At 51.1% G+C, this 22,989-nt stretch carries 17 protein-coding genes and 1 pseudogene; 11 read left to right on the top strand and 7 right to left on the bottom strand.

Translation table 11 applies throughout. From position 1 onward, the window contains the following. Nucleotides 1-102: 102 nt before the first annotated feature. Nucleotides 103-963: a class I SAM-dependent methyltransferase gene (locus AABA21_RS23915; RefSeq protein WP_338254172.1), complete on the bottom strand. Its 861-nt coding sequence runs from the start codon at nucleotides 961-963 to the stop codon at nucleotides 103-105. A 173-nt stretch (nucleotides 964-1,136) separates the two neighbouring features. Continuing rightward, nucleotides 1,137-2,408 carry a M16 family metallopeptidase gene (locus AABA21_RS23910; RefSeq protein ID WP_338254171.1) on the bottom strand — a complete coding sequence of 424 codons (1,272 nt, stop codon included), beginning with the start codon at nucleotides 2,406-2,408 and terminating at the stop codon, nucleotides 1,137-1,139. A 502-nt stretch (nucleotides 2,409-2,910) separates the two neighbouring features. Here AABA21_RS23910 and AABA21_RS23905 point away from each other — a divergent pair. From AABA21_RS23905 to AABA21_RS23875, 7 genes are all read left to right on the top strand, one after another. Then, entirely contained in the window at nucleotides 2,911-5,643 is a 2,733-nt protein-coding gene (locus tag AABA21_RS23905; RefSeq protein WP_338254170.1) for a sensor histidine kinase, read from the top strand. Between the two features lie 13 nt (nucleotides 5,644-5,656). Further along, nucleotides 5,657-6,055 (top strand): response regulator, encoded by a 399-nt coding sequence (locus AABA21_RS23900; protein WP_338254168.1) that lies wholly within the window; start codon nucleotides 5,657-5,659, stop codon nucleotides 6,053-6,055. A 292-nt stretch (nucleotides 6,056-6,347) separates the two neighbouring features. Then, nucleotides 6,348-6,743: a hypothetical protein gene (locus AABA21_RS23895; protein ID WP_126595924.1), complete on the top strand. Its 396-nt coding sequence runs from the start codon at nucleotides 6,348-6,350 to the stop codon at nucleotides 6,741-6,743. 66 nt (nucleotides 6,744-6,809) lie between these two features. Continuing rightward, on the top strand, nucleotides 6,810-8,138 hold the full coding sequence (locus AABA21_RS23890) for a metallophosphoesterase family protein (RefSeq protein WP_338254167.1): 1,329 nt from the start codon (nucleotides 6,810-6,812) through the stop codon (nucleotides 8,136-8,138). A 243-nt stretch (nucleotides 8,139-8,381) separates the two neighbouring features. Next, nucleotides 8,382-8,891, top strand: a complete 510-nt coding sequence (locus tag AABA21_RS23885; RefSeq protein ID WP_338254166.1) for a thioredoxin family protein — start codon at nucleotides 8,382-8,384, stop codon at nucleotides 8,889-8,891. Nucleotides 8,892-9,235: 344 nt separating this feature from the next. Then, a complete protein-coding gene (locus tag AABA21_RS23880) occupies nucleotides 9,236-9,943 on the top strand; it encodes a bifunctional DNA primase/polymerase (protein WP_338254165.1) in 708 nt (235 codons plus the stop codon). A 388-nt stretch (nucleotides 9,944-10,331) separates the two neighbouring features. Next, nucleotides 10,332-10,616 carry a hypothetical protein gene (locus AABA21_RS23875; protein WP_338254164.1) on the top strand — a complete coding sequence of 95 codons (285 nt, stop codon included), beginning with the start codon at nucleotides 10,332-10,334 and terminating at the stop codon, nucleotides 10,614-10,616. A gap of 1 nt (nucleotide 10,617) precedes the next feature. On the opposite strand, the gene AABA21_RS23870 is transcribed toward AABA21_RS23875, so the two are convergent. Further along, the gene (locus AABA21_RS23870) at nucleotides 10,618-10,830 is read right to left on the bottom strand and encodes a DUF2795 domain-containing protein (protein WP_338254163.1); all 213 of its coding nucleotides are present in this window, start codon (nucleotides 10,828-10,830) and stop codon (nucleotides 10,618-10,620) included. A gap of 137 nt (nucleotides 10,831-10,967) precedes the next feature. Continuing rightward, a pseudogene (locus AABA21_RS23865) lies at nucleotides 10,968-12,115 on the bottom strand (DUF2264 domain-containing protein). A gap of 746 nt (nucleotides 12,116-12,861) precedes the next feature. Between AABA21_RS23865 and AABA21_RS23860 the strand changes: the two are divergent. After that, nucleotides 12,862-13,464, top strand: a complete 603-nt coding sequence (locus AABA21_RS23860) for a collagen-like domain-containing protein (protein WP_338254161.1) — start codon at nucleotides 12,862-12,864, stop codon at nucleotides 13,462-13,464. Here the strand turns inward: AABA21_RS23860 and AABA21_RS23855 are convergent. After that, nucleotides 13,439-13,831, bottom strand: coding sequence for a hypothetical protein (locus AABA21_RS23855; RefSeq protein WP_338254159.1), 393 nt, complete (start codon nucleotides 13,829-13,831; stop codon nucleotides 13,439-13,441). The two genes, AABA21_RS23860 and AABA21_RS23855, sit on opposite strands and share 26 nt — an antisense overlap. A 1,067-nt stretch (nucleotides 13,832-14,898) precedes the next feature. Here AABA21_RS23855 and AABA21_RS23850 point away from each other — a divergent pair. Next, the gene (locus AABA21_RS23850) at nucleotides 14,899-16,308 is read left to right on the top strand and encodes a collagen-like domain-containing protein (RefSeq protein WP_338254156.1); all 1,410 of its coding nucleotides are present in this window, start codon (nucleotides 14,899-14,901) and stop codon (nucleotides 16,306-16,308) included. A gap of 1,110 nt (nucleotides 16,309-17,418) precedes the next feature. Here AABA21_RS23850 and AABA21_RS23845 read toward each other — a convergent pair. Both AABA21_RS23845 and AABA21_RS23840 read right to left on the bottom strand, forming a co-directional pair. Then, nucleotides 17,419-18,807, bottom strand: coding sequence for a hypothetical protein (locus tag AABA21_RS23845; protein WP_338254155.1), 1,389 nt, complete (start codon nucleotides 18,805-18,807; stop codon nucleotides 17,419-17,421). Nucleotides 18,808-18,849: 42 nt separating this feature from the next. Beyond that, nucleotides 18,850-19,671, bottom strand: a complete 822-nt coding sequence (locus tag AABA21_RS23840; protein ID WP_338254154.1) for a glycosyltransferase family 2 protein — start codon at nucleotides 19,669-19,671, stop codon at nucleotides 18,850-18,852. 432 nt (nucleotides 19,672-20,103) lie between these two features. On the opposite strand from AABA21_RS23840, the gene AABA21_RS23835 reads away from it, so the two are divergent. Then, entirely contained in the window at nucleotides 20,104-21,378 is a 1,275-nt protein-coding gene (locus AABA21_RS23835; RefSeq protein WP_338254153.1) for an MptA/MptB family glycosyltransferase, read from the top strand. A gap of 281 nt (nucleotides 21,379-21,659) precedes the next feature. After that, nucleotides 21,660-22,949, top strand: coding sequence for a hypothetical protein (locus tag AABA21_RS23830; protein WP_338254152.1), 1,290 nt, complete (start codon nucleotides 21,660-21,662; stop codon nucleotides 22,947-22,949). Nucleotides 22,950-22,989: the final 40 nt, after the last annotated feature.

The following is a 22,989-nucleotide window of genomic DNA, read 5'->3' as shown; positions in this document are numbered from 1 at the left end:
TCAAAGAGACAACATGGATGCACACATGCGCTTCGGGGGAACGGGGCCGCCCGGGGACGGAAAATCAGACGCCAGGTCCGAACCTATGGGAGGGGGCGGTGGTTATTTATAGGCGACGACGCCGAATGCTTCGGGGTGGCGTACGACGCGTTTGAAGCCGGACTCTTGCAGGCGCTTGAGGGCGCCACGGGTGACGGTTCCCGCCGATTTGCTGTTGAGGTCACCGATGTAGTGGAAGAGCCGCCCGCCGCGCTTGAGGACGCGGTAGAGCTGCCGGTAGAAGACGCCCGAGTAGAGGTCACCGGCCAGGCTGAAGACGGGGGGATCGTGGATGATGCGGTCGAAGCTGTTCTCTTCAAAGGTAGGAACGAGATCATAAGAGCTGCCCATCAACTGGGTGATGCGGGGATTGGCGAACAGGTCGCGCGACCAGGGGTTCTGGCGCGCGATGTAGTGGGCGCCGGGATCTATTTCGATGGTGACGACTTCGCTGGCGGTTCTGGCCGCCTCGATGGCGGTGTAACCCAGGCCGGTGGCGGTATCCAACACACGGCCGGTCAGGGGCGCGATGGCGGCCATCTTTTTGAGCGTATCCTCCATCGGATCGATGTTGACGATACGATGCATGGTGAAGCCGGCGATCAACATGGTCGGCGTGTGCCTGGTCGGCATCAGGCTGCACATGCGATTGGTATGCTCCGAAAAGAAGCGGATCGGCTCTATCTCGCCGTCCCTATTGAGCACAAAGCAGTTGACCTCGGCGCGTTTAATCTTCTGTACCTGCTGCCAGTTGAGCCGCTCCCCCTCTGGAAAGGTGACGCCATCCTGCGAGATCTGTACTGTAATGGTGCTGATACCCAGGTCGGGAGAAAGTTCAAGTGAGCTTTCACCTTGCTTCTGCGCCTGCTGTAGCTGCTCCGCCTGCACATAGGAGAGCACGATTGGATCAATGGGATACGGCATAAAAAGAACTCATTTCACTTACAACGTCAGCAATCAGGTCTATCGGGATATATATGTCGCAACCACTGTAGCATAGCTTCACCGGCGGGTCAATGTCTGATGCCTGCAGGGTTATACACACAGAAAAAGCCCGGGCGCCGATGCACCAGGGCTTTTTCTGTGTGTATATTCATTTACGCGAAGAGCTCTGCCTCGCTTAAAGGACCGAGGGTGGTGACGATCTGTTTGTCGCGCATCGGGAAATGTTTGAGGGCACGCATTACATCATCGGGCGTGATCTTCTCAATGCGCTCGATCTCTTCCTCTACGCTGATGAGGCGTCCCTCGGTGACCCAGTCGTTGGCCAGGGAGCGCATACGCGAGAAGGTGGATTCGCTACTGAGGACGATGCCGCTGATCCATTTGTCTTTGGCACGGCGCAGTTCATCTTCAAAGACGCCGTCGTTGAGCAGGCTATCGAGCTCTTGATTGAGCATCTTGATAACGCGTGGCGCGTCCTCGGGAGTGGAGTTGGCTTCCATCAGCATGATGCCCGTGCCCTCCATGGCCCAGATACCGGCGCTGGCGGACTCGGCCAGTCCGCGCTGGTAGATGTTCCAGTAGAGGCGGGAGCCGTCGCTGTCGCCGAGGATGCTGCCACCGAGGACCGCCGCGTAGTAGTCGGGATGCTTGATGTCTACGGCTGGCATGGCGATGATCATGATCTGCTGCTTGAGATTTTTATCGACCATGACATGGCGTTGCGAGGCCGCGGGCTCGTAGTGGGCGACGTCGCGACCGCTATCTCCGGTGCGCCAGTTGCTGCAGTGCTTCTCAGCCATCTCGACGATATGGTCCCAGTCAAAGTTGCCGGCCACCGAGAGAATCAGGTTGTTGGCGGCATAGCGGCGCTTCCAGTAGTCGCGCATCTGCTCGACGCGCAGATTGCGAATGCTCTCGCGCGTGCCCAGCACATCGTGCCCCAGGGGATGGTCCGCGAAGTAGTCCTGCATCATGCGCCGATAGGTGAGGTTGTAGGGCTGATCCTCGGAGCGCGCGATCTCATTGATGATAACCTCTTTCTCCATCGTGAAGTCGGTCTCATCCAGGCGCGGATACATCATATCGCTAAGTAGCTCAAGGGCCCGGTCCAGGTATTCGCCTAGCACGCGTGCGTAGTAGACGGTCGACTCATGGGAGGTGAAGGCATTGAGCTCGGCCCCGATCTTATTAAAGGCCAGCGTGATCTCCTGCCAGTCCAGGGTCTGTGTGCCCTTGAAGACCATGTGCTCTAGAAAGTGAGAGACGCCTGCAATGTCTGGATCATATTCGTCACGTGAGCCTGTACATACATAGTAGGATACTGCCACCGATTCAAAGTCTGGCATCGGCTGACCAACAATCTGTAGACCGTTGCTGAGCGTGTGGGTGTGAAATATCGTTCCATTGGCTATGGTTTCTGACATAACTTGCTCCTCCAGTGTGCAAGGCGTTGTCTGTTCGGCCTACTGCTTGCTAGCAGGCACGTTATCCGTCGCTACAGGCGTAGTATGTGTTTCCCTGGTAATAAGTATCATCGTAAGTAGCATCATAGCCCCACTATAGCTGGCTTGTCAAATGATCCAACCGGCTCATATATATCAGGCTGTAGCATTACGTTGTTTAATATGTCAACAAGTGATATAGTACTAACGTGATCAATATGCCCTTCAAAACAAGCGCCAGAGTTTGCGTTTTGGCAGAGATAATAGTTAATAAATACTATTTTTACACTCAGGACATGCATTGATACGTACTGATATTATGCATCAAGTTTGTATTTATACAGCTGTTCTGCCTGTCATGTTGAATATGGCTAATGTGTGTGATATGCTACGCTTTAGGAAATTTAGTGTAGCACGTGCTCGTTGCCAGCTAGACGATTTTTCAGCGCACCTTTGAGCGCTTTGGCTAGAAGAGGAGTTGTGGATGTCTACCTCTACATGGGGAGAAACGGATTTATTGGCCGAAGAAAACTATCCCTTATCACTGCTGAAATTACTTTTAAAACAGATGATGACGCGCTTTGGTGCCGATGGTGGTTGTATGGCCCTGTATGATGAGAAGATCGGTCTGATGCGTGTAGGGGTGCATACTCGCTGGAAGCGTGCGCGGGCGAGCGCTCAAGGTTCTCCCCTGGCAATTAATGAATTATCTCCCCAGCCGTCCGATACGCTCAGGAGACGTGCGACGGTCCATCTGGGCCAGGATGAGGAGGAGACGCGGCAGGTCGTGTCTCTCTCCCCGGCCTCTCTTCCTCACGCGCGGGCTGCGGCCGTAGATGACATCGTCGATGTGTTTCCACAACAGTGCGAGCTTTTTATGCCCGGCGCGACCTACTCCCAGGGACAGGATTTGATAGGGAATTGCTGGCATAACAATGAAGCCTTTGTGATGCGCCATGATCATTATATGAAGCATTTCCTGGCCAATCAGCCGATCCCTCCCCGCTATGATGTGGCGCCAGCTTACTACCTGGTTGTACCCATTCGGGAATCGACGTTGGTGGATGAGGCGTATGGAGAATCACGGCTGGCCAGCGTGCTGGGTGTGGTGGTGCTGTACTTTTATAACGAGCCGGTCGGGGCCACCTCCGCCTATTTCCAGCGCCAGCGTAGCGAGGCTTTAAACTACTGCGAGCGGATCGCGCTCGCCCTGCAGAATTGCACGTTGCGCCAGCAGGATGAGGAGCGGCGCCGCAAGCAGCTCCGCACCAGCGAGTATCTACAGTTGCTGCAGGGCATCAGCTCGGTCTTTCCCACCTCGGTGAAACTCTCAGACCTGGTGGAGAATATCTATCAATTCGTGGAGCGCGTGGTGGATGTCTCGGGTATGCTGCTGACCCTTTACGATCGTGACCTGGATCGTTTATACGATATCTTCGCAATGAACAATGGTCAGCGGATCGAGGGCCTGGCGGAAAAGCCGACCGTGCGCCTCAAGACCGAGCGACCGGTCTGGTGGCGGGAGACGCAGCAGGAGCAGCGGACGTTGCTGTTTTCACCGACCCGTGATAGCGAGAAGGCGCAGACCTACGAGGAACTGCTTAGCGGTGTCTGGGGCGATCAGCGCCATACGCAGTCGTTTCTATTACTGCCAATGAAGATGTTTAATCGCGTGATCGGCACCATCTGTCTGACGAGCATGCGGCCTGACGCCTATCAGCATGAAGAGATTCAGGTGCTGGAGGCGATGGCACAGATCGTTACGGTCAGCATTGAGAACACCAAATTATATGAACGCGATCGTGCTATCCTCAATGATGCACGCCAGCGCGAGGCGCAACTGGCAGCCATCAATAGCGCGCTGCAGTCGATCAATTCCGTATTGAACGTGACCGAGCTGCTTAACAACCTGGTCGAGTCGGTGGCCGCCATCACCAAAGTGGACCTGTGCGCCTTCTTTGAGCCATCACCCACCTCCGAGGAACTGGTGGCTCATGCCCTCTACGCGCCTTCAAGCGTGCGCATGGTGGATGATGGCAGCGGTCTGCCGGTGATTACGCCCCCCCATAAAGGTGAGCCGGACGCGCTGATTAACATGATTCAGCTTCCCTTTAAAGGAACCTTTCTTGAGCATATGGCTGATGAGGGTTTTTTCTATCTGGACCCACCGAAATTAGATGAGCTGGCTAAATCGAGCAATGAGGGCGGGATGATCTTCCTGCGCGAAATGGGCATCGAGCATATATTGATGGTGCCTATGTCGTATCAAACGGAATTCATTGGCTTTCTGGCGGTTCCGACGCCGCACGGCAATCGTTTCTTTCGCCCCAAAGATGTTGGGACTGTGCTGGCCGTCTGCGCGCAGGCCGCCAGCGCGATTCGCAACGCCCTTCTCTTTGAGCAGCGCGAGGAGGCCTATGCCCGCCTGGAGCGCATGGACAAGCTGAAAGATGAGTTCCTGGTTACCGCCTCCCATGAGTTGCGTACCCCCCTCACCGCCATCAGCGGCTATTCCAGCCAGTTGAAGCGCCAGAGCGCGCGGGCCACGCCGCAAACGGTGCTGCGCTTCGCTACCAAAATCTCGGTCGCGGCCCAGCAATTGAGCGATATGGTCGCCAGCATCACTGAAGCGGCTCAGATCGGTCCTGGTGATCGCAAGATGGACCTGCATATAGAGGCCGTACAGGTGCTGGCCGCGGCCGAAGTCGCCGTCAATATGCTGACGCATAACTCTGAACACGACATCTCCTTGAGCATTGATCCCCGGCTCTGGATTAATGGCGACGCGCCACGGGTACGCCAGGTCTTAACCAATCTCCTGGAGAATGCCACCAAATACTCGCCGCCCGGCACCATCATCCAGGTCACGGCTACCTCCCTGCAGCTTTCAGAGGTTGAGCCACTTTTGAGCGAGGATCAGGCCGATCCGATGTTATTGCTGGACAATGAAGATATTGCTGTTATACTGGTACGCGTCAAAGATCAAGGCGAAGGCATTCTGCCCGCCGATCAGCAGAAGATCTTTGAAAAATTTGTACGCGCCCCCCGTTCATTGACCACTCCGGTCCGTGGCTCGGGATTGGGATTATACATCTGCCGTCGTTTCGTTGAGGCGATGCATGGGAAGCTCTGGTTGGAGCAGAGTGTCGCCAATGAGGGATCAACCTTTAGCTTTTATTTGCCCCTGGTAAACCCTCCCGTTGATACTGTTGAATAGGTAGAATTAAAGCATGTACGCAAAAGAAATATCGAATGCCCCACAAAAAATTCTGGTAGTCGATGACGAAGCCATCATTCGAGATATGATGAACGACATTCTGGATATGGAGGGGTATTCCATCGAGGTTGCTCGCAACGGACGCGACGCTCTCGATATGCTCGCCGCCGACCCGCGGACGAGCTACCTGATATTCCTGGACCTGATGATGCCGGCCGTAAGCGGTTACGATTTCTGCCAGGCGCTCAGCCAGGACCCTGCGCGCCGCCGCCAGCATGTCATCATCCTTATGTCCGCCCTGGATCAGCTCGCCAAAGCCACCACGCTCCAGGTCGATCAGACCATGCCCAAACCTTTTACCGTCGATGACATCATGCACGTCATCCAGACCTACATGCCGTCTAATATTTAAATCTAGTGTGCCTGAACATATGTATGGAGTCATAATACGTGAATAAGGGGTGAGAGGGCCGCGGAACGCGGCCCTCTCACCCCTTATTCACGTATTATGAGCGCCGCAGGCGCTCGAGTCATATGCCGAAGGCACGCATCTTCGGCATAAAACACGGTTTCACCGTGTTTATAATCTTGTCAGCCAATCTCAGACACGCTATAGTAAGGCCAGGGGAATTCCAACTTCCCCCAGATAAAAAGAATAACTTTGATAAGCAATCCCTTATCAAAGGGCCTGAAGGGGTAATACAGTGGCTGACTTTATCCTTACCTTACATACCTATAATGTCTATTTCGTCTTTTTATCAGCACTGGTGGCTGGCATCTGGGGACTCATCGTTTACTTTCAGAAACGAGAGAACATCAAGCCATGGCGTATTTCATTGCTGGTTGCCTTTGCTTTCGGGGTGCTACAGGGCCTGCTCGGCCTGTCTATGGTCGCTCTGGGACTGAAGCCAGGTGGCGGCACTGGACTTTATTATCTACACTATGTATATGGTGGTATTGTGGCCCTGGGCATTCCGCTGGTCTGGCTGAGCTTTACAACCAACGGAAAAGATAGGCGCAAAGATGTGCTGATCTATAGCCTGGGTGCGCTGGTGATCGCTATCGTGGCGGTACGCGCCTGGATGACCGGTCCCGCCTAGCAAAAGCCGGGGCAAGCCCAGAAAGCCGGGGCAAGCCCGGCACCTACGAGGGAAATTGGAACAAAGATGCGAGCTTCTTTTATTCATGTGGCCGATACCCATCTGGGATACGAGCAATACGGTGTCCGTGAGCGTTTCAATGATTTTAGCCGCGCGTTCTGGGATGTGGTCAACACGGCCATCGAGCGCCGCGTGGATTTCGTGGTCATTGCCGGTGATCTGTTCAATAAGCGTGCCATCGACGCTTTGACGCTGATCCATGCGATCGAGGGCCTGAAGAAGCTGTACGATCAGCAGATTCCGGTGATCGCTATCGAGGGGAACCATGATCGCAGCTATTACCGTGATGGCGTGTCGTGGCTGCAGTTTTTGTGTTATCAGGGATACATCAAGCTGCTGGCTCCGGTGATGCAGAATGGGGCGCCACAACTCACACCCTGGCAGCCCGAGACCATGTTGGGCAGCTATGTTGATCTGCTGGATGGCCAGTTGCGCGTCTATGGCCTGCCATGGCAGGGGGCAGCTACCTCGCGTTCCCTGGAAGGGATGGCCCAGGCCTTAAAAGAGGCCGAGGCTGAGGAGAATGAGCAGGGCATCGCCTATCGCCTGTTGATGATGCATACAGGAGTAGATGGTATCGTGCCACGCGTCCAGGGTCTGCCAACCATGGGACAGTTCCAGGCCCTTTCCGGCCATGTCGACTACCTGGCGCTCGGCCACGTGCATAAGCCATACGAGTTCGATGGCTGGATGTATAATCCCGGTTCCACCGAGACCTGTGGCGCGGAGGAAGCGCAGTGGGAGGATCGCGGCTACTACTATGTTGAGATCGACACCGACGATCCCGGGCGCATCATTGATCCAGAGAAGAAAGAGCGTGTGCATCACGCAGTCCGTTTAGTGAGTCGTCGGAGACCCTTTGTACGTTATGATTTACGGGTAGATGGTCTGCCGGAACCAGAAGCATTATATCAGCGCCTGGAGGATTATTGTCGCCGTGAGGGTCCGCCGTATCAGGGTGTTGAGCCTGTGGTGCAGATCCATTTGAGCGGGACGCTGGCCTTCGATGCGGGCTCTCTGGATCAGCAGCGTATGGAAGAACTGGTGCGCCGCTACTTCGAACCCATCCACACACGCATCGATAATGCGACCAATGACCAGGATTATGTGCCCGATGACGGCGATATCGATGGACGCGATCGCTCGATGTGGCATGAACTGGAGCGACGCATCTTTGAAGAACTGGTTGGCCTGGATAGCCGTTATTTGCCCGCTAAAGAGCAGTGGAGCTCAGTTTTGAGCGAACTAAAGTCTTCCGCCCTCCACAAAGAGGAGCCAGAACAGATCGCGGCCTTCTTACGGGAAAAGCGGGCATCCCTGCTACCACCGGTATAAGTTGCTACCCGTGGCTATGTTCGTTATGTTAGTAGACAGAATAAACCTGTACAAACTCGTGTTTTTCGTGATTAAATACTTTTATGGGTACTTGTATTGCTGGTTCCCTGTTTCTTTGCTTATGCTTTTGGAGTCGTATAGAAAAATAGATAGGCTGCGTCTCTGTAATTACCCATGGCTTTAAGGAGGGCTGCTTCTTCCAGGCTGTGAGGGCGTATTCGTTTGGCGGGGAGTATGATTGTTATGTCTGATCTGATTTTATGGCTGGCTGCCTTCGTGCTGATCGCTGTCTTTGTGCTTGTTTTCGCGCTTGCTGCTCGCCGCTTTGTACTTGAGCACCAGCGGCATACGCACGTTGTTGCACCTGTTGAGGTTGTCGCTCCTCCCTCCAGTATTGACGTATCTGCAAGTGAAGATGTGGTTGAAAGCACGAGTAATCCGCCCGTCGCGGTACGGGTGCGCATTCTTGCCTTTGGCAGCGAAGAAGATCGGCAATGTCGTATCTTGCAGGCTCCGGTGCTGCGTCGCGTGGTTGAGGCCAAGGGAAATGTGGTCTCGGTCATGAACGTGGATATAGCCGACTCGCCTGAACTGGCGCAGCGCTATCACGTCCTGACGGTGCCCACCACCGTACTGCTCGATGCTAACGGCAAAACATACGCGGTTAACTATGGCTTCACCAATGCGCAGAGCTTGATCAAGCAGGTGGATGAAATTCTTGCTATGGGCAACGCTCAGGAGGCGCTTTCATAATCTGTCGCGTCCGACCCGCTACTATCCAGTCGCGGATACAAGCATATTTATAGGATAGGCGGCGGCCCCAACATGTGTTTTTACTTGCGCTTCTCTGGTGGGGGCGTCATGGTTCCTTCTACACCAAATTTATGTAACCATCCAACGATGCAAGGAACAATGAACTGCGGACTGATAGGCGCGCTCATTGCTCTTTTGATATTTAACCGCATGTAGAAAAAACGAGTGCGAAATTTGGAGGGTACAGTTATACTGGATGCAAGTACAGATTTTCTCTGTACTGCTCACTCGTATGGGTGGACTTCGTAGTGTCTTCTCTCAACGTCTTGAGAAGGAGAGCATATATGCGACAGACAATGCGTATAACACCCCCTCTACCTACCTTATGTCCTCCGCTATGCCGTTTACAGGATGCTGCATGCAATTATGCACAGAACGGTTGGCGCGTCCTTCCCCTCTATAGCCTGAATGCTGATGGCGCATGTGCCTGCGGCCAGCTAGAGTGTCCACAGCCAGGACAACATCCTTACCTGGTAGATGATGTGCAGCAAGCAACCAATGATGCGGTGGAACTTCAACGCTGGTGGAAGCAAGACGAGCAGGTGAACATCGGCATCGCCACTGGTGATGGCCTGATGGTCATCGAGATTGATCCATTACGGGGTGGCTTCCTGGAGCACTTCAGGCAGCTGTATGCCATACCTGAAACGGCTATCAGCCAGAACGAGCGCGGTAGCTGGCAGCTTTACTTTACTTATAATCAAACCCTGTCCCTCTGCACTACGAAGAATAAGCTTGGCCCGGGCATAGACACCTACGGCGAAGGTAATTATGTAGTGGCACCACCCAGCCTATGTATCCATGGTCGCGTCAACTGGATCAATACAGCGACGCCCGCGCGTCTCCCCGCAGTCCTCTTACCTTTCTTACTGAGTTCTCACCTGTATGGCCCGGCCTGGTCCACCCAGCAGCAGCGTCCCTCGCCCGCCGCCCGCGAACTGGCCCGCCTCCTCTTACAACGATCTATTATCCCTGAACAAGAGGCAAATTAACCACCCTGTCGCTGCGCTCCAAAGCCGGGGCAAGCCCGGCACCTACGATCACGTTATATATGGATGATGTAAAAAACGCGCGTTTTTTACATCATCCATATATACCATGGGCGCTCACGCAAGGCGGGGCAAAATCTAATCCACCACCCTAATAAAACATGGCGCCACCGCGTGAAGAGATGAGCCGAGCCAATTCACCGCCCTAATAAAGCATGGCGCCACGGCATGGAGAGATGAGCTGAGCCAATCCACCACCCTAATAAAGCATGGCACCGCCGCGCGAAGAGATGAGCCGAGCCAATCCACCACCCTAATAAAGCATGGCACCACCGCGCGGAGAGGCCCACCACCCTAATAAGGTGTGCATCGGGGGCGCAGTGCGCCCCCGATGCACACCTTATTAACCAGGGCGGCCGCGTACGCGGCCGCCCGAGCAGGGGCGCTCAAGCATCCAAAAAAAGTGGGAGGAGCGAAAAAACCTTTCGCTCCTCCCACCTGGAAGGTTGGTAGCCTTAATGCGGAAGATGTTGAGTGCTGGTGGGCTACACTTACCTCTATCGGACCCTACAAACAAAACTTTAATTTCTATACCAATAAAATGGACCTTGATCCATTTTATTGGTATAGAAATAGCCGCAAAGGTCGCCAGTGGCGCGACCCCTGCAGCTATTAAGTTAGAACTTAAGGCCGCCTAAATTGCCGAGGCCGCTAAGGTTGCTCTTCAAATCATCGGCTGAATTAAAGGTCTTATTGGGCAATTTATCCAGCATACCGATGATCTGGTCGTTGGCGCCATGCTGGCGAGCCTGCTGAACCAGGTCGTCCTTACCGATGGGATATGGCAGTGAATTCAGGACCTGATCGATCTGCTGAGGATTAATATTCATGTGAATTGCCTTTCTGCTCGGTATACACATTGGTGTATGCCTCACTTTTAGGATGCCATCCATGGCAACAAAATTCCTATCACCATGATTATACGGATTACCAGTAGGAAACGGTTTAGATATTAAAATCTAGCAGTTTACGAGCGTAAAGCGTGATCAATCGGTGTGCTAGCGCCGCCCCAGGCTTTTGGGCCGTCCAGGGAGCCTGTCCTCGCCAGAAGGCGTTATCGGCGGTCAGGCCCAGCGGCAGAAAGACCGCCGCGCACAGGTACAGGCTACCCGTTGAGATATAGGATTCGCCTAGTTCTGGCTGATGGCCGCTGAGGCCGATGGTGAGCCAGCCCTGCTCATCGAAGGTGCCGGGCATCTCCAGCACACGCTTGATCACCGCAGTCAGCGCGCAACGCACCTGCGCCGGGTGTATGGTGGGATCAAGCTCCTGCCTCAAAGCGATCTGTGCCAGCAGGTGGAACGCGCCAAAGCGATAGGTGATGGAGCGGCCAATGACCGGATAGGTGCCCTCGGGCGAGATCATGCGTTCCTGAATGACGGCGTAACGCCGGGCACGCTGTAGAATCGGCGCGCGCAGCGCCTTCCAATCCGCGTACAGCGACCGAACCTGCTCAATGATGTCTACCAGCATAGGTTGAATGACGAAGCTATTGTAGTAATCGTTGTGAAAGTGGGGGCCATCGCTATAGACGCCATCACCGAGGTACCACTGTTCGTGCTGCTTCAAGGCATAATCGATGCGCATCGGATCATAGTCATTCTCACCCATGCGATAAAGGGCCGTTTCGATCATGGCGCTAAATAGCAGCCAGTTGCTGGCATATGGCTTGCGGCTGCGTGTCAGCTTGAGAGCCTGTACAACATTGCGTTTGACCGAAGGCTCAAGCTTCTCCCATAACTCGGTAGGGGCACGTAACAGAGCCTGGGCCAGAAATGCGGCATCAACGATGGGCTGCATCGAGTAGCCGAAATTGCAATAATCTGGCGAAGAGGGATCGGTGGCCGCGTCTAAAGCCTGCCGGGCCAGGTCGGCGTAGCGCTGACGCAGCCGCTCTTCCTGCGCGTGAACCTGCCCGTGTTCCAACCAGGGGGCCAATCCGGTCAGCAGCCGTCCAATCGCCTCCAGATGACTGAAGCTGGCGCGTTTGCTGTCGCTGGCCTCAACGGGCATGCGTTCCTTCAATGTACGGGCGGCCATATTAGTAAGGACTGGTTCAGCGATTCGGCTGAGAACATATATCCAATACTGACGATCGGTCTGTTCCTCGTTCACGTACGCATCTCCTTTCGCTGCCTGCGATTCTTTATAATTCAAAGAAATAATAATTCAAAGAAATAGCTTTATCTAAAGCATAGCATGGTCTGTGGCATGCCCGCCACTGCGCGCTCCCCAACCAGCCGCGTGGCGTCGCCCAGGCACTCCACAAAGCCGAGATGGCAGCAGCAAATCTACGTGTAGCCTCTCATACCTCTACATAATAGAAGTACCGATGAAAGTGGATGATAATATCCACCTTCATCGGTACCTACAAGCTAGAGAACGAATGAGCAGAGGGTTACTATACTGCTCTTTATTCTGCCGGCGGATCCGCGCCGTTTAGCTTGTTCTTCAAGTCAGCAGACATGGAAACACCGCTGGTCGAGATCCCGTTGTCCGGGTTGGCTACGAACACCCCGATAGTAACCGCCTGGGGATCGGCAGCATTTATCCGGCTAAGAGTACAGAGAACATTAACCGTTGCACCACCAGCGCCGACGACCACTGAATCCGTAAGCGGAAGGGTAGAAGCACGTCCCTCTCCCGTTGGCGGTGATTCTATCATTACAGCAGGACCACCAGTTTCAAAAGAGATGGTGCCACTAGTAGCGACAAATTTGCACGTTACCTGCGCATTCGCCGACTTGAATAGTATCGGAACCACCGCATCTATAACATACTTGCCCTGGTGTAGTGTTAAGCCTGGATTCGCTACGACTGACGATGTGCTAACATTTTCTGTACCTGCAGCAAGTGTTAGCGTGGCAGTTTGTGTACTTACCAGGTCAAACCCTTCACTCTCTCCCGGAGGGCCAGACGCTCCAGAAGGACCGCTAGGGCCAGACGCTCCAGAAGGACCGCTAGGGCCAGACGCCCCAGAAGGACCACTAGGGCCAGACGCCCCAGAAGGACCGCTAGGGCCAGATGCACCAGAAGGACCACTAGGGCCAGATGCTCCAGAAGGACCGCTAGGACCAGACGCCCCAGAAGGACCGCTAGGGCCAGATGCTCCAGAAGGACCGCTAGGACCAGACGCCCCAGAAGGACCGCTAGGACCAGATGCTCCAGAAGGACCGCTAGGGCCAGATGCTCCAGAAGGACCACTAGGGCCAGACGCTCCAGAAGGACCACTAGGACCAGATGCTCCAGAAGGACCGCTAGGGCCAGATGCTCCAGAAGGACCGCTAGGGCCGGATGCACCAGAAGGACCACTAGGGCCAGACGCACCAGAAGGACCACTAGGACCAGATGCACCAGAAGGACCGCTAGGGCCGGATGCACCTGATGGACCACTGGGGCCAGACGCTCCAGAAGGACCACTAGGGCCGGAGGGTCCTTTTATAATAATAATTTTTTTGCAGTGATGCTTGTTGCAATCATTGCATCCATCACAACTGCTATGTCTGTGATAGGAGACCTTACCCACAGTGCTTTTATTGGAGAACCACTGATGGTCTTTGGCAAAAGGCCCACTTTGATGGGAATAAAGACTGTTTTGTTGCGAGGCGCGCCCAATTTGATCACCGTCTGAGTAGGCCTGAATCCAATCAGGATCTGCTTTAGAGTGATCCGCATCACCAGAAGCATGATGAGAGGCGCCCGCACCATCAGAAGCATGATGAATTTGGTCCGAAGCATCAGAAGCTTGACTGTACTGATTCGAATCATTGTAAGCTTGATGAGAATGAGACGAACCAACACGAGCTGAATGAGAATGATCTGAACCAGCATGAGCGAACACTCCTGCCAGCATACCAGCAGAAATCACCAGCACGCAAACCACGAATGCCGCGCCCAGCATGTGTAATTTTCTCATAGGCTATATTTCTTTCTCTCCCTTTTATGAATGGTTAAACAAGAGAGCGTGCGCCCGTTTCCTTTACATTAGGAAAACAAGAGATACAAGCTACCAGCTCAAGGATGATGTCAGTAACCCTAGATAACATAGACTGTTCCTTGTTCACGCTACATCTCTTCCCTTATAGGCGAGGCTGCTCTGATTTCAGTATAGAAGCGATATATAAGTTATATATTCAAATCAAGATGCTAATATACTTATTGTATTTTTTACCTGTATTATTTATCCACGCATAATTTTTATATAGGGAAAGGAGTATTAGCAAAAACCGCTGGCAGATCGTGGACTTGACGGCGTTCGATGGTGGTGACTCTCTCCTGCTCAAGAGGGAAATGGCACGCTTCACAAAATGCGCTAGCAAATCTTCGTGTGGCCACTCATTTCTCTACAAAATAGAGAGTACCGATGGAAGCGGATGATAACATCCACTTCCATCGGTACCCACCTGCTAGAGGATGAACCAAGCCAGGGGTTACAATATAGCTTGCCTTCCTCTAATTAGAGGCCGGGAGTCGGAATCGGAGTCGGAGTCGGAGTCGGATGAGTTAGAGTACCCTTCCTATCCGCAGTGATAGAGACATTATCGGCCGAAACATCTGTTGAAGCACCCCTTTCCGTTGCAGAACATACAACATCGACGGTTCCGCCACCAGTGCCTATAACTATTGAATCCGTCAGTGGTATTGTTGCAACATCTGGAGTTGACTCTCCACCTGCCTGACCGGTTGTTTCTTTCGTTACTGCGCCATCGGTTGTGACATTAGTGCCGGCAAAGTGGCACGTTACCATCGCATTAGTACCGAACGTGGTTATCGGAATACTCGTATCGATAACATAGTTGCCTGCTGGTAACGGCCCTAGGCTCGCCACCGTTACATCTGTGCCTGCTGATGGACCGGTAGGGCTGAGTATAACAACTGGTACTGTTGAGCTGCTGACCGTGTCAAATCCTTCACTCTCTCCTGGAGGGCCAGAAGCGCCCGAAGGACCTGAAGGACCAGACGCCCCACTAGGACCAGACGCCCCACTAGGACCTGAAGGACCAGACGCCCCACTAGGACCTGAAGGACCAGACGCCCCACTAGGACCAGACGCCCCCGAAGGACCTGATGGACCAGTAGCACCAGACGCACCAGAGGGGCCACTAGGACCAGAAGCGCCGGAAGCGCCACTAGGACCTGATGGACCAGACTCTCCAGAAGGACCAGAAGGACCGGAAGCGCCAGAAGGACCACTAGGGCCGGAAGCACCAGAAGGACCGGAAGCGCCAGAAGCGCCAGAAGGACCTGAAGGGCCAGAAGCGCCAGAAGCGCCCGAAGGACCGGAAGGACCAGACGCCCCGCTAGGACCAGAAGCGCCAGAGGGGCCACTAGGGCCAGACTCTCCAGAAGGACCCGAAGGACCCGAAGGACCAGACTCTCCAGAAGGACCCGAAGGACCCGAAGGGCCAGATTCCCCAGAAGGGCCAGAAGGACCACTAGGACCAGATTCGCCAGAAGGACCTGAAGGACCAGACTCCCCAGAAGGACCCGAAGGACCGCTAGGACCAGACTCCCCAGAAGGACCCGAAGGACCGCTAGGACCAGACTCTCCAGAAGGACCTGATGGACCCGAAGGGCCAGATTCTCCAGAAGGGCCAGAAGGACCACTAGGACCAGACTCTCCAGAAGGACCCGAAGGACCCGAAGGGCCAGATTCCCCAGAAGGACCCGAAGGACCACTAGGACCAGACTCTCCAGAAGGACCCGAAGGACCCGAAGGGCCAGATTCCCCAGAAGGACCCGAAGGACCTGAAGGGCCAGACTCCCCAGAGGGGCCAGAAGGACCACTAGGACCAGACTCTCCAGAAGGACCCGAAGGGCCAGATTCTCCCGAAGGGCCAGAAGGACCACTAGGACCAGACTCCCCAGAGGGGCCAGAAGGACCCGAAGGGCCAGACTCTCCAGAAGGACCACTAGGACCAGACTCCCCAGAAGGACCCGAAGGACCTGAAGGGCCAGACTCCCCAGAGGGGCCAGAAGGACCACTAGGGCCAGACTCTCCAGAAGGACCCGAAGGACCCGAAGGGCCAGATTCCCCAGAAGGACCCGAAGGACCTGAAGGGCCAGACTCCCCAGAGGGGCCAGAAGGACCACTAGGGCCAGACTCTCCAGAAGGACCACTAGGGCCAGACTCTCCAGAAGGACCCGAAGGACCCGAAGGGCCAGATTCCCCAGAAGGACCCGAAGGACCTGATGGACCAGACTCTCCAGAAGGACCTGATGGACCCGAAGGACCAGACTCCCCAGAAGGACCTGATGGACCGCTAGGACCGGAGGGTCCTTTTATAATAATAATTTTTTTGCAGTGATGCTTGTCGCAATCTTTGCACCCATCACAACTGCTATGTTTATGATAGGAGACCTTACCCACAGTGTTCTTATTGGAGAACCACTGATAGCCTTTGGTAAAAGGCCCACTTTGATGGGAATAAAGACTGCTTTGCTGAGAGGAAAGCCCGATTTGCTTATCATCCGGGTAAGCCTGGGTCCAGTCAGCATCTGAACTAGAGTGGTCCGAATCACCATAAGCTTGATGAGAGTGAGTCGAGTCATCAGAAGCTTGATGAGAGCCGGTTGTATCATCATAAGCTTGACGGTGCTGGTTCGAGTCATCATAAGCTTGACGAGAATGAGTCGAACCAACATGAGCTGAATGAGAATGATCCGAACCAGCATGAGCGAACACCCCTGCGAGCATACTGACAGAAATCGCCAGTACGCAAACCACGAGTGCTATGCCCAGCATGTGAAATTTTCTCATAGGCTGTATTTCTTTCTCTTCCTTTTATGACTGGTTAAACACAAGAGCATGCGCCTGTTTCCTTTATAGTAGGAAATTAAGAGATACGGCTATCGGTCCAAGGATGATGTCAGTAACCCCAGATAACATGTAGACCATCCCTCGGTGCCGCAACATCTCTTCTCTTATAGGAGAGGCTGCTCTAATCTCAGTATAGAAGCAATATGTAAGGTATATATCCAAATTAATGTAATAATAGCCTCTTGTATTTTATTATCTGCACAGTTAATCTATATATAATTTTGCTTGAATTACCGTATAAGAAATAAATAATACGGTTGTATATAGTGTCAACAAACCATTACGTTACGGTAGATGGTCATATTTGGAAGAAGATTTGATTCCACATCACACAAGTTACGTTTCTAGCCATGTGACTCTTGATGGTCAAGGACTTTGAGCGGTAGATTGGCGCATATAGGCCACTACGAGACGCTCAAGATGCTCCACAAGGCACTGTTTGACTTCAAGCTATTCTCATATGTTATCCGGGATGCTGTGATCGCACGTGAAGCACTGGTAAACAAGACATACAGGAGGATGTCCCGTTTTTCATGGTGGATCATCCTCCTGCGTTAAATCCAGGATGGTTCATGTTGCGTGTGATGTGGGCATGAAATCAGAAACGAAAGTTTAGCCTGGTCCAATTATGTTGTTGCGCTACTGTAATTAGTTGCCGCCATGTTGTGATCAGCAGGGGCATGAGGAGATAAAGGCCGACAAAGAAGCTATAGAGTAGATAGAGCAGTTGTCCTGGACCAAGCGGCTGATAAACCACGAAGGGATACCATAGGGCACTGAGCTCAGGTGCATAGTAACACAAAGACTCATTTCCATACCATTGGGGATTGCAGAAGTTTCGTAGTGCGTCGTCTCCATAGACTGCGCCATTAATACCAACCCAGATAGATAGGCAAAGTACCAGGATGATTACTATATTCATCACCAGTGAGGCATCGCGCTGTTGCAAGCGTACGGCGAGCGCAAAGGAGGCCGGGATCGATGCAAAGAGCAGGTAACGTGGTCCCCAGAACCAACCACCGTGCCAGGACCAATAACAGGAGTAGAGCAACAATAAGCCAACGAGGAATCCTATCCATAGGGCATATACCCCAAACAGATCCACTTTTGTCTCTTTCTGAAGCTTGCGCAGGGTTTGGCGAATAGGGAGCAACAAGCCTGGAGCAAAAAATAAGATCCCCTTTCCAAAGGAAAAGAGCAATGAGTTCAAGCCAAAGAAAATGGGATAGCTAAAGCCCGGCCTACCAGAGTAGGGCATGATGGTGTGCAGCCCATAGTCATCGGCGTAACCACTGGCAAACGGACTGCCGCGGCGGATCCAGGATTCGAGCATAATTAGAGCCACTCCAATAATGATCACCAGAGTATAGCGTACACGTTTGCTCGCGAGTATATATCTGGCATCCAGCAGTATCAAGCCGATAACCGTGGCCGGGGTATTGACCACGCCCAGGATAATTGCACACCAACCTACTGTAACGGGACCAACAACAATTGCTACACAACCGACGGCGACAAAGACAGCAGTAAACACCTCTCCAAAGTAGAACAAGAGGTGGTGGGAGAACATTGAGCCTGCGACGAGTAGCAAGAAGAACTTGCGTAGCAGGCCACGGTCGACGCGATCCTTCAATAGCCAGTAGATAGCAAGCAGACCTGCGCCAAGGACGAACACATTATAACGTGTAGTCCACCAGTACGTCTGGTTAGCTGTGTCCAGAGCCCAGAGAGGGATTGAGAAGAGTGGCCCGACCAGCGAATACTTTGTGTCAGGCATTTTGCCCTGTGTCAGCAGTTCCGACAGAGCGTTGAATCTGAATCCAGCATCAGGCCACCACATAACATGCTGCAAAAGAAAAAAGTTTGCCAGCAGGCCTAGCGCTATTAACGCAACCTCAAACCGGGCAACGAGCGTTTCAGGGCGTGGTTCTGCTCGTTCGGAGGATTGTTTTAAGCGTGCCTCGACTTTTATATACTCTTTGAGCATAACATTTCCTTCTACCTTCTTTGCTCCCTGGCACAAATGCTATCAAACGCGGTTTTTTCGTCGGCTGCTTACCAATTGCGATACGGGTTGTTCAAACGCTGATGCATCGTGTGATGTGCTTTGGGCAGCTTGCCTCTGATGAAGTTGAATCCGGTGAATACGATATCGGTCGGATTGGTTCCATCCTTGGAGTCGTTTTAAAAATAAATGAGAGATATTGCCAATCCCATCTTTAATCGTATGTAACTTCTCTTTTCCCACCCGGGTACGATAAAGAATGGGAACTTCCGCGCAATTAAAACCTCTTATATACGCCTCAATTTTTAATTCTTGTGAAAATGGCATACCAGATGAGCGCACATCCAGGTTCGACCAGATCTCTCTTTTAAATACCCACATACCCGATTGTGAGTCTTTAAACGGCCATTTGAAAAGCAATTTGATAGAGTGTGTTAATATCCAATTACCAACCCGATGAGAAAAACTCATAACGGCGTTATCAAGGTAAGTTAAGCGGTCGGTATTCACAAACTCTAAGTTTTCTTCCTCCATTTTTTTTATGAGTTGAGGTAATATTGAAAATGGATAAGTCAAATCGGCATCTCCAGTTGCGATAATCTCTCCTGAAGCGTTAGCAAATCCTGCATGATATGCGTTGCCGTACCCTCGAATTGGCTGCACTATTACTGTTGCCCCGTGTTCTCGCGCAACCTGAGCCGTTCTATCCGTTGAGCCGTTATCTATGACTAAAATTTCGGTTTCATATCCCATTTGATTCAAGGTAGAAATGGGAATCTCTTGAAGGACTGGACCGATCCCTTTCTCTTCGTTCAAAGCAGGTATTACTATGCTGATTTTTGTCATCTATCTTCCTCCAACTTTTATTCGCCATTGCTGACTTTCTGATATTATGATATATAGCGATAACAAATTATTCAGGATAAATATAATAGAAGTGTATATAACATTTTTATGTGTATTTTTCAAAATTGAAAATATTGCTCCTGTTTCATATTTTATACAACAAAATATATTAATTAATTACTAATCTTCTCTATCAAGATAGTCTGCAAATACTTTTGTTGATATGTGTAAACTGAAATTAAGCAATACTATGTAGCCGGGGTTTCAGTGGGCCTGCAAAACCCATTGGTGATGTGAGAAAAGGGGTAAACTGGAGAAGGCATAGAGGTGCTCGTAAATTCTCCCATATCTCGGCTCCAAAAGTAGCTAAAAAGATACAGGGACCTTGAGTAGTTACATTAGAACCGAAGGATTTTTGAGGAGAACAAAACCATGAGCAATATCCAGATAAGAAACAAAGCTCCCAACATAAACCCGGTGCGCAACAAGCTCCATACTGAAAGCGAAACTATAACAGTTAAATCTCTTCCCGATATAAAAAATATGGTGCAGAGGGGAGCAAGGGTAGAATACTTTTTAATAGGAGCTCTCTTGCTATTAGCTTTGCTGTTACGGATTTCTTTTCTACCGTTTGAAAGTGATGACTATCAAAGATATCTTGTAGTATGGTACAATTTCATTAAAGCCAATGGTGGGTTTCTCGCATTGAAATACAATGTGGGTAACTATACTCCCTTCTATTTTTACTTTATTGTGCTGATGTCCTATATTCCACTCCCCCAGCTTGTATTATTCAAAGTACTCTCCATCTTCTTTGATTTTATGCTGGCCTTTGGAGTCTATCTCATTGCCAGGCTCAAATATCCAAGAGGTTACGCCCCTTTGATTGCCTCGGTACTCGTATTATTTGCTCCGACCGTTTGTATTAATAGCGCTCTGTGGGCGCAATGTGATAGCATCCTGGCGTCGTTTGCTGTAGCTGGCCTGTATTTCCTCTTGAAGAGACGTCCCTGGTTAGCATGCTTCTGCTTCGGCCTTGCATTCTCATTTAAACCACAGGGGGCCTTTCTCTTTCCATTGTTACTCCTCTTATGGATGAAACAAGAAATCTCCATCAAGCATCTGATGATGATACCTGCCGCTTACTTATTGATGATTTTTCCTGCTTTCCTTGCTGGTCGGCCACTTACGGATCTATTAACTGTATACCTGGCGGCAACCAGTGATGTACCATATATAACCCTTAATGCCGCCAACTTCTGGGAGTGGTTCCCGAACTCTCAATTTTCAATTCTTCATCAATCGGGTTTGATTCTGGCCCTGGCATGTGCCCTGCTTTTGTGTCTGGTTGTGTATATGCGTCATCCAAAAATGTCTAATAGGCTGCTGGTGATGCTTGCATTTATTTTTGCGCTCTGTGTGCCGTTCTTCTTGCCGCAAATGCATGAAAGATACTTTTACACGGCAGATATTATGTCTGTTATTTATGCATGTTACATCCCCAGGCAGTTTTATCTTGCCATTGGTGTGCAACTGGCGTCCTTATTCTCCTATGCGCCTTTCTTATTTGGCATAACAGTCATCAACCTATCCCTGCTAGCCTTTATCACTTTAGGAGCGATGATCGTTACGATCAGTGCGTTAATCAGAGAGCTCTATTTTGCGAACTGTGATGCTCCGCAGGATATAACCCCCCGCGATTTCTAATACTGCTACATAGTCGACTTTATGAGAAGATGAAGAAGCCTGAGATCCCCCTGGCTACCATTTTCCTGATGTACTTATCAGATACCTCCTTTCTCAGTGAGAAACTGCAAGTAGTTTTGCGGATATGGGTAAACTGAAATTAAACGGCCGCTATTCAGCAAGGGCTCCAGCGGCCCTGCAAGGCCCATGGGCGATGTGAGAAAGGGAGTAAGCAGGTAACAAGGTACAAGGACCCTGAAGAATCACATTAGAGCTGAAGGATTTCCGAGGAGAACAAAACCATGAGCAATATTCGAGTAGAAAACAAAGCTACAAAAATGAAACCAGCGCTAAACAACCTCCATACCGAAAGCGAAAACATAACAGCAAAGTATTTCTCTACGATAAAAAATATGGTACAGAGAAAAACAAGAGTGGAACATATTTTAATAGGAGCCCTCTTGCTATTAGCCTTGCTGTTACGGATTTCTTTTTTACCATTTGAAAGCGGTGACTACCAACGTTATGTTGCCATATGGTACAGCTTTATGCGAGCGCATGGTGGATTTCTTGCATTAAAGTATGAGATTGGTGATTATACCCCATTTTACTTCTATTTTATTGCATTTGTAACCTATATCCCAATTCCACAAATAGTATCCCTTAAAGGGATCTCTATTTTTTTTGATTTTGTGTTGGCCTTTTTTGCCTATCTTATCGTTAAAACCAAATATCCGGGGGGCTACGTACCTTTTATTGCCTCAGTACTTATATTATTTGCTCCAACAATTTTTATTAACAGTGCTCTGTGGTCTCAGAGCGATGGTATCTATACAGCGTTCGGTGCAGCGGGTCTGTATTTCTTGATGAAGAAACGCCCCTGGCTAGCATGCTTCTGTTTTGGTCTCTCACTTTCATTTAAACCAGAAGCCATTTTTCTGTCCCCATTATTGCTCTGTTTATGGATGAAACGAGAGGTTTCTATCAAGCATCTGGTGATGATACCAGTTACTTACTTGCTGATAATTTTCCCTCCTTTTCTTCTTGGTCGGTCATTCATAAATTTATTAACCATATACGTGAGAGCAACAGGGGAGTATCCATCTTTAACCCTCCATGCGCCCACCTTCTGGCAATGGTTCCCGGATTCTCAGTTCTCGAATCTTCATTATTCAGGCATAATATTAGCTATGGCATGCGTCATTATATTGTGTTTTGTTGTGTACGTGCGTCATCAAGAAGTTTCGGCTCAGCTGGTACTGCTGCTTGCGTTTATTTTTGTGCTCAGCATCCCGTTTTTCTTGCCAGAAATGCATGAAAGATACTTTTACATGGCGGACGTCATATCTATTATCTATGCATGCTATGTACCCAGGCAATTTTATCTTGCCATTGTTGTACAACTGGCATCCTTACTCTCCTATGTGCCTGTTCTGTTTTACACAACAATTATCAGCTTCTACTTATTATCATTTCTCATTTTAGGAGCGATAATCATTACGGTCGGCACGTTAATAAAGGACCTCTATTTTGTTGGTGGTCAGCTCAATACTACTCAAGTTGAAAACGAGGCACTCTGTCCAGAGGAGTAGTCTGATTAAAATACCTGGCTTCTGTAGCTATAGAAGCCTG

The sequence above is a fragment of the Dictyobacter halimunensis genome, assembly GCF_036245075.1.
The sequence above is the reverse complement of the archived record's forward strand: the minus strand, read 5'-3'. Positions and strand labels throughout refer to the sequence as shown.

Excerpts from the sequence above, each read along its gene's own strand:
- AABA21_RS23880 (WP_338254165.1), top strand. The coding sequence starts at position 9,236 with ATGCGACAGACAATGCGTATAACACCCCCTCTACCTACCTTATGTCCT.
- AABA21_RS23885 (WP_338254166.1), top strand. The coding sequence starts at position 8,382 with ATGTCTGATCTGATTTTATGGCTGGCTGCCTTCGTGCTGATCGCTGTC.
- AABA21_RS23900 (WP_338254168.1), top strand. The coding sequence starts at position 5,657 with ATGTACGCAAAAGAAATATCGAATGCCCCACAAAAAATTCTGGTAGTC.
- AABA21_RS23890 (WP_338254167.1), top strand. The coding sequence starts at position 6,810 with ATGCGAGCTTCTTTTATTCATGTGGCCGATACCCATCTGGGATACGAG.
- AABA21_RS23905 (WP_338254170.1), top strand. The coding sequence starts at position 2,911 with ATGTCTACCTCTACATGGGGAGAAACGGATTTATTGGCCGAAGAAAAC.
- AABA21_RS23835 (WP_338254153.1), top strand. The coding sequence starts at position 20,104 with ATGAGCAATATCCAGATAAGAAACAAAGCTCCCAACATAAACCCGGTG.
- AABA21_RS23870 (WP_338254163.1), bottom strand. The coding sequence starts at position 10,830 with ATGAATATTAATCCTCAGCAGATCGATCAGGTCCTGAATTCACTGCCA.
- AABA21_RS23855 (WP_338254159.1), bottom strand. The coding sequence starts at position 13,831 with ATGCTGGTTCAGATCATTCTCATTCAGCTCGTGTTGGTTCGTCTCATT.
- AABA21_RS23875 (WP_338254164.1), top strand. The coding sequence starts at position 10,332 with ATGCACACCTTATTAACCAGGGCGGCCGCGTACGCGGCCGCCCGAGCA.
- AABA21_RS23910 (WP_338254171.1), bottom strand. The coding sequence starts at position 2,408 with ATGTCAGAAACCATAGCCAATGGAACGATATTTCACACCCACACGCTC.
- AABA21_RS23915 (WP_338254172.1), bottom strand. The coding sequence starts at position 963 with ATGCCGTATCCCATTGATCCAATCGTGCTCTCCTATGTGCAGGCGGAG.
- AABA21_RS23840 (WP_338254154.1), bottom strand. The coding sequence starts at position 19,671 with ATGACAAAAATCAGCATAGTAATACCTGCTTTGAACGAAGAGAAAGGG.
- AABA21_RS23845 (WP_338254155.1), bottom strand. The coding sequence starts at position 18,807 with ATGCTCAAAGAGTATATAAAAGTCGAGGCACGCTTAAAACAATCCTCC.
- AABA21_RS23830 (WP_338254152.1), top strand. The coding sequence starts at position 21,660 with ATGAGCAATATTCGAGTAGAAAACAAAGCTACAAAAATGAAACCAGCG.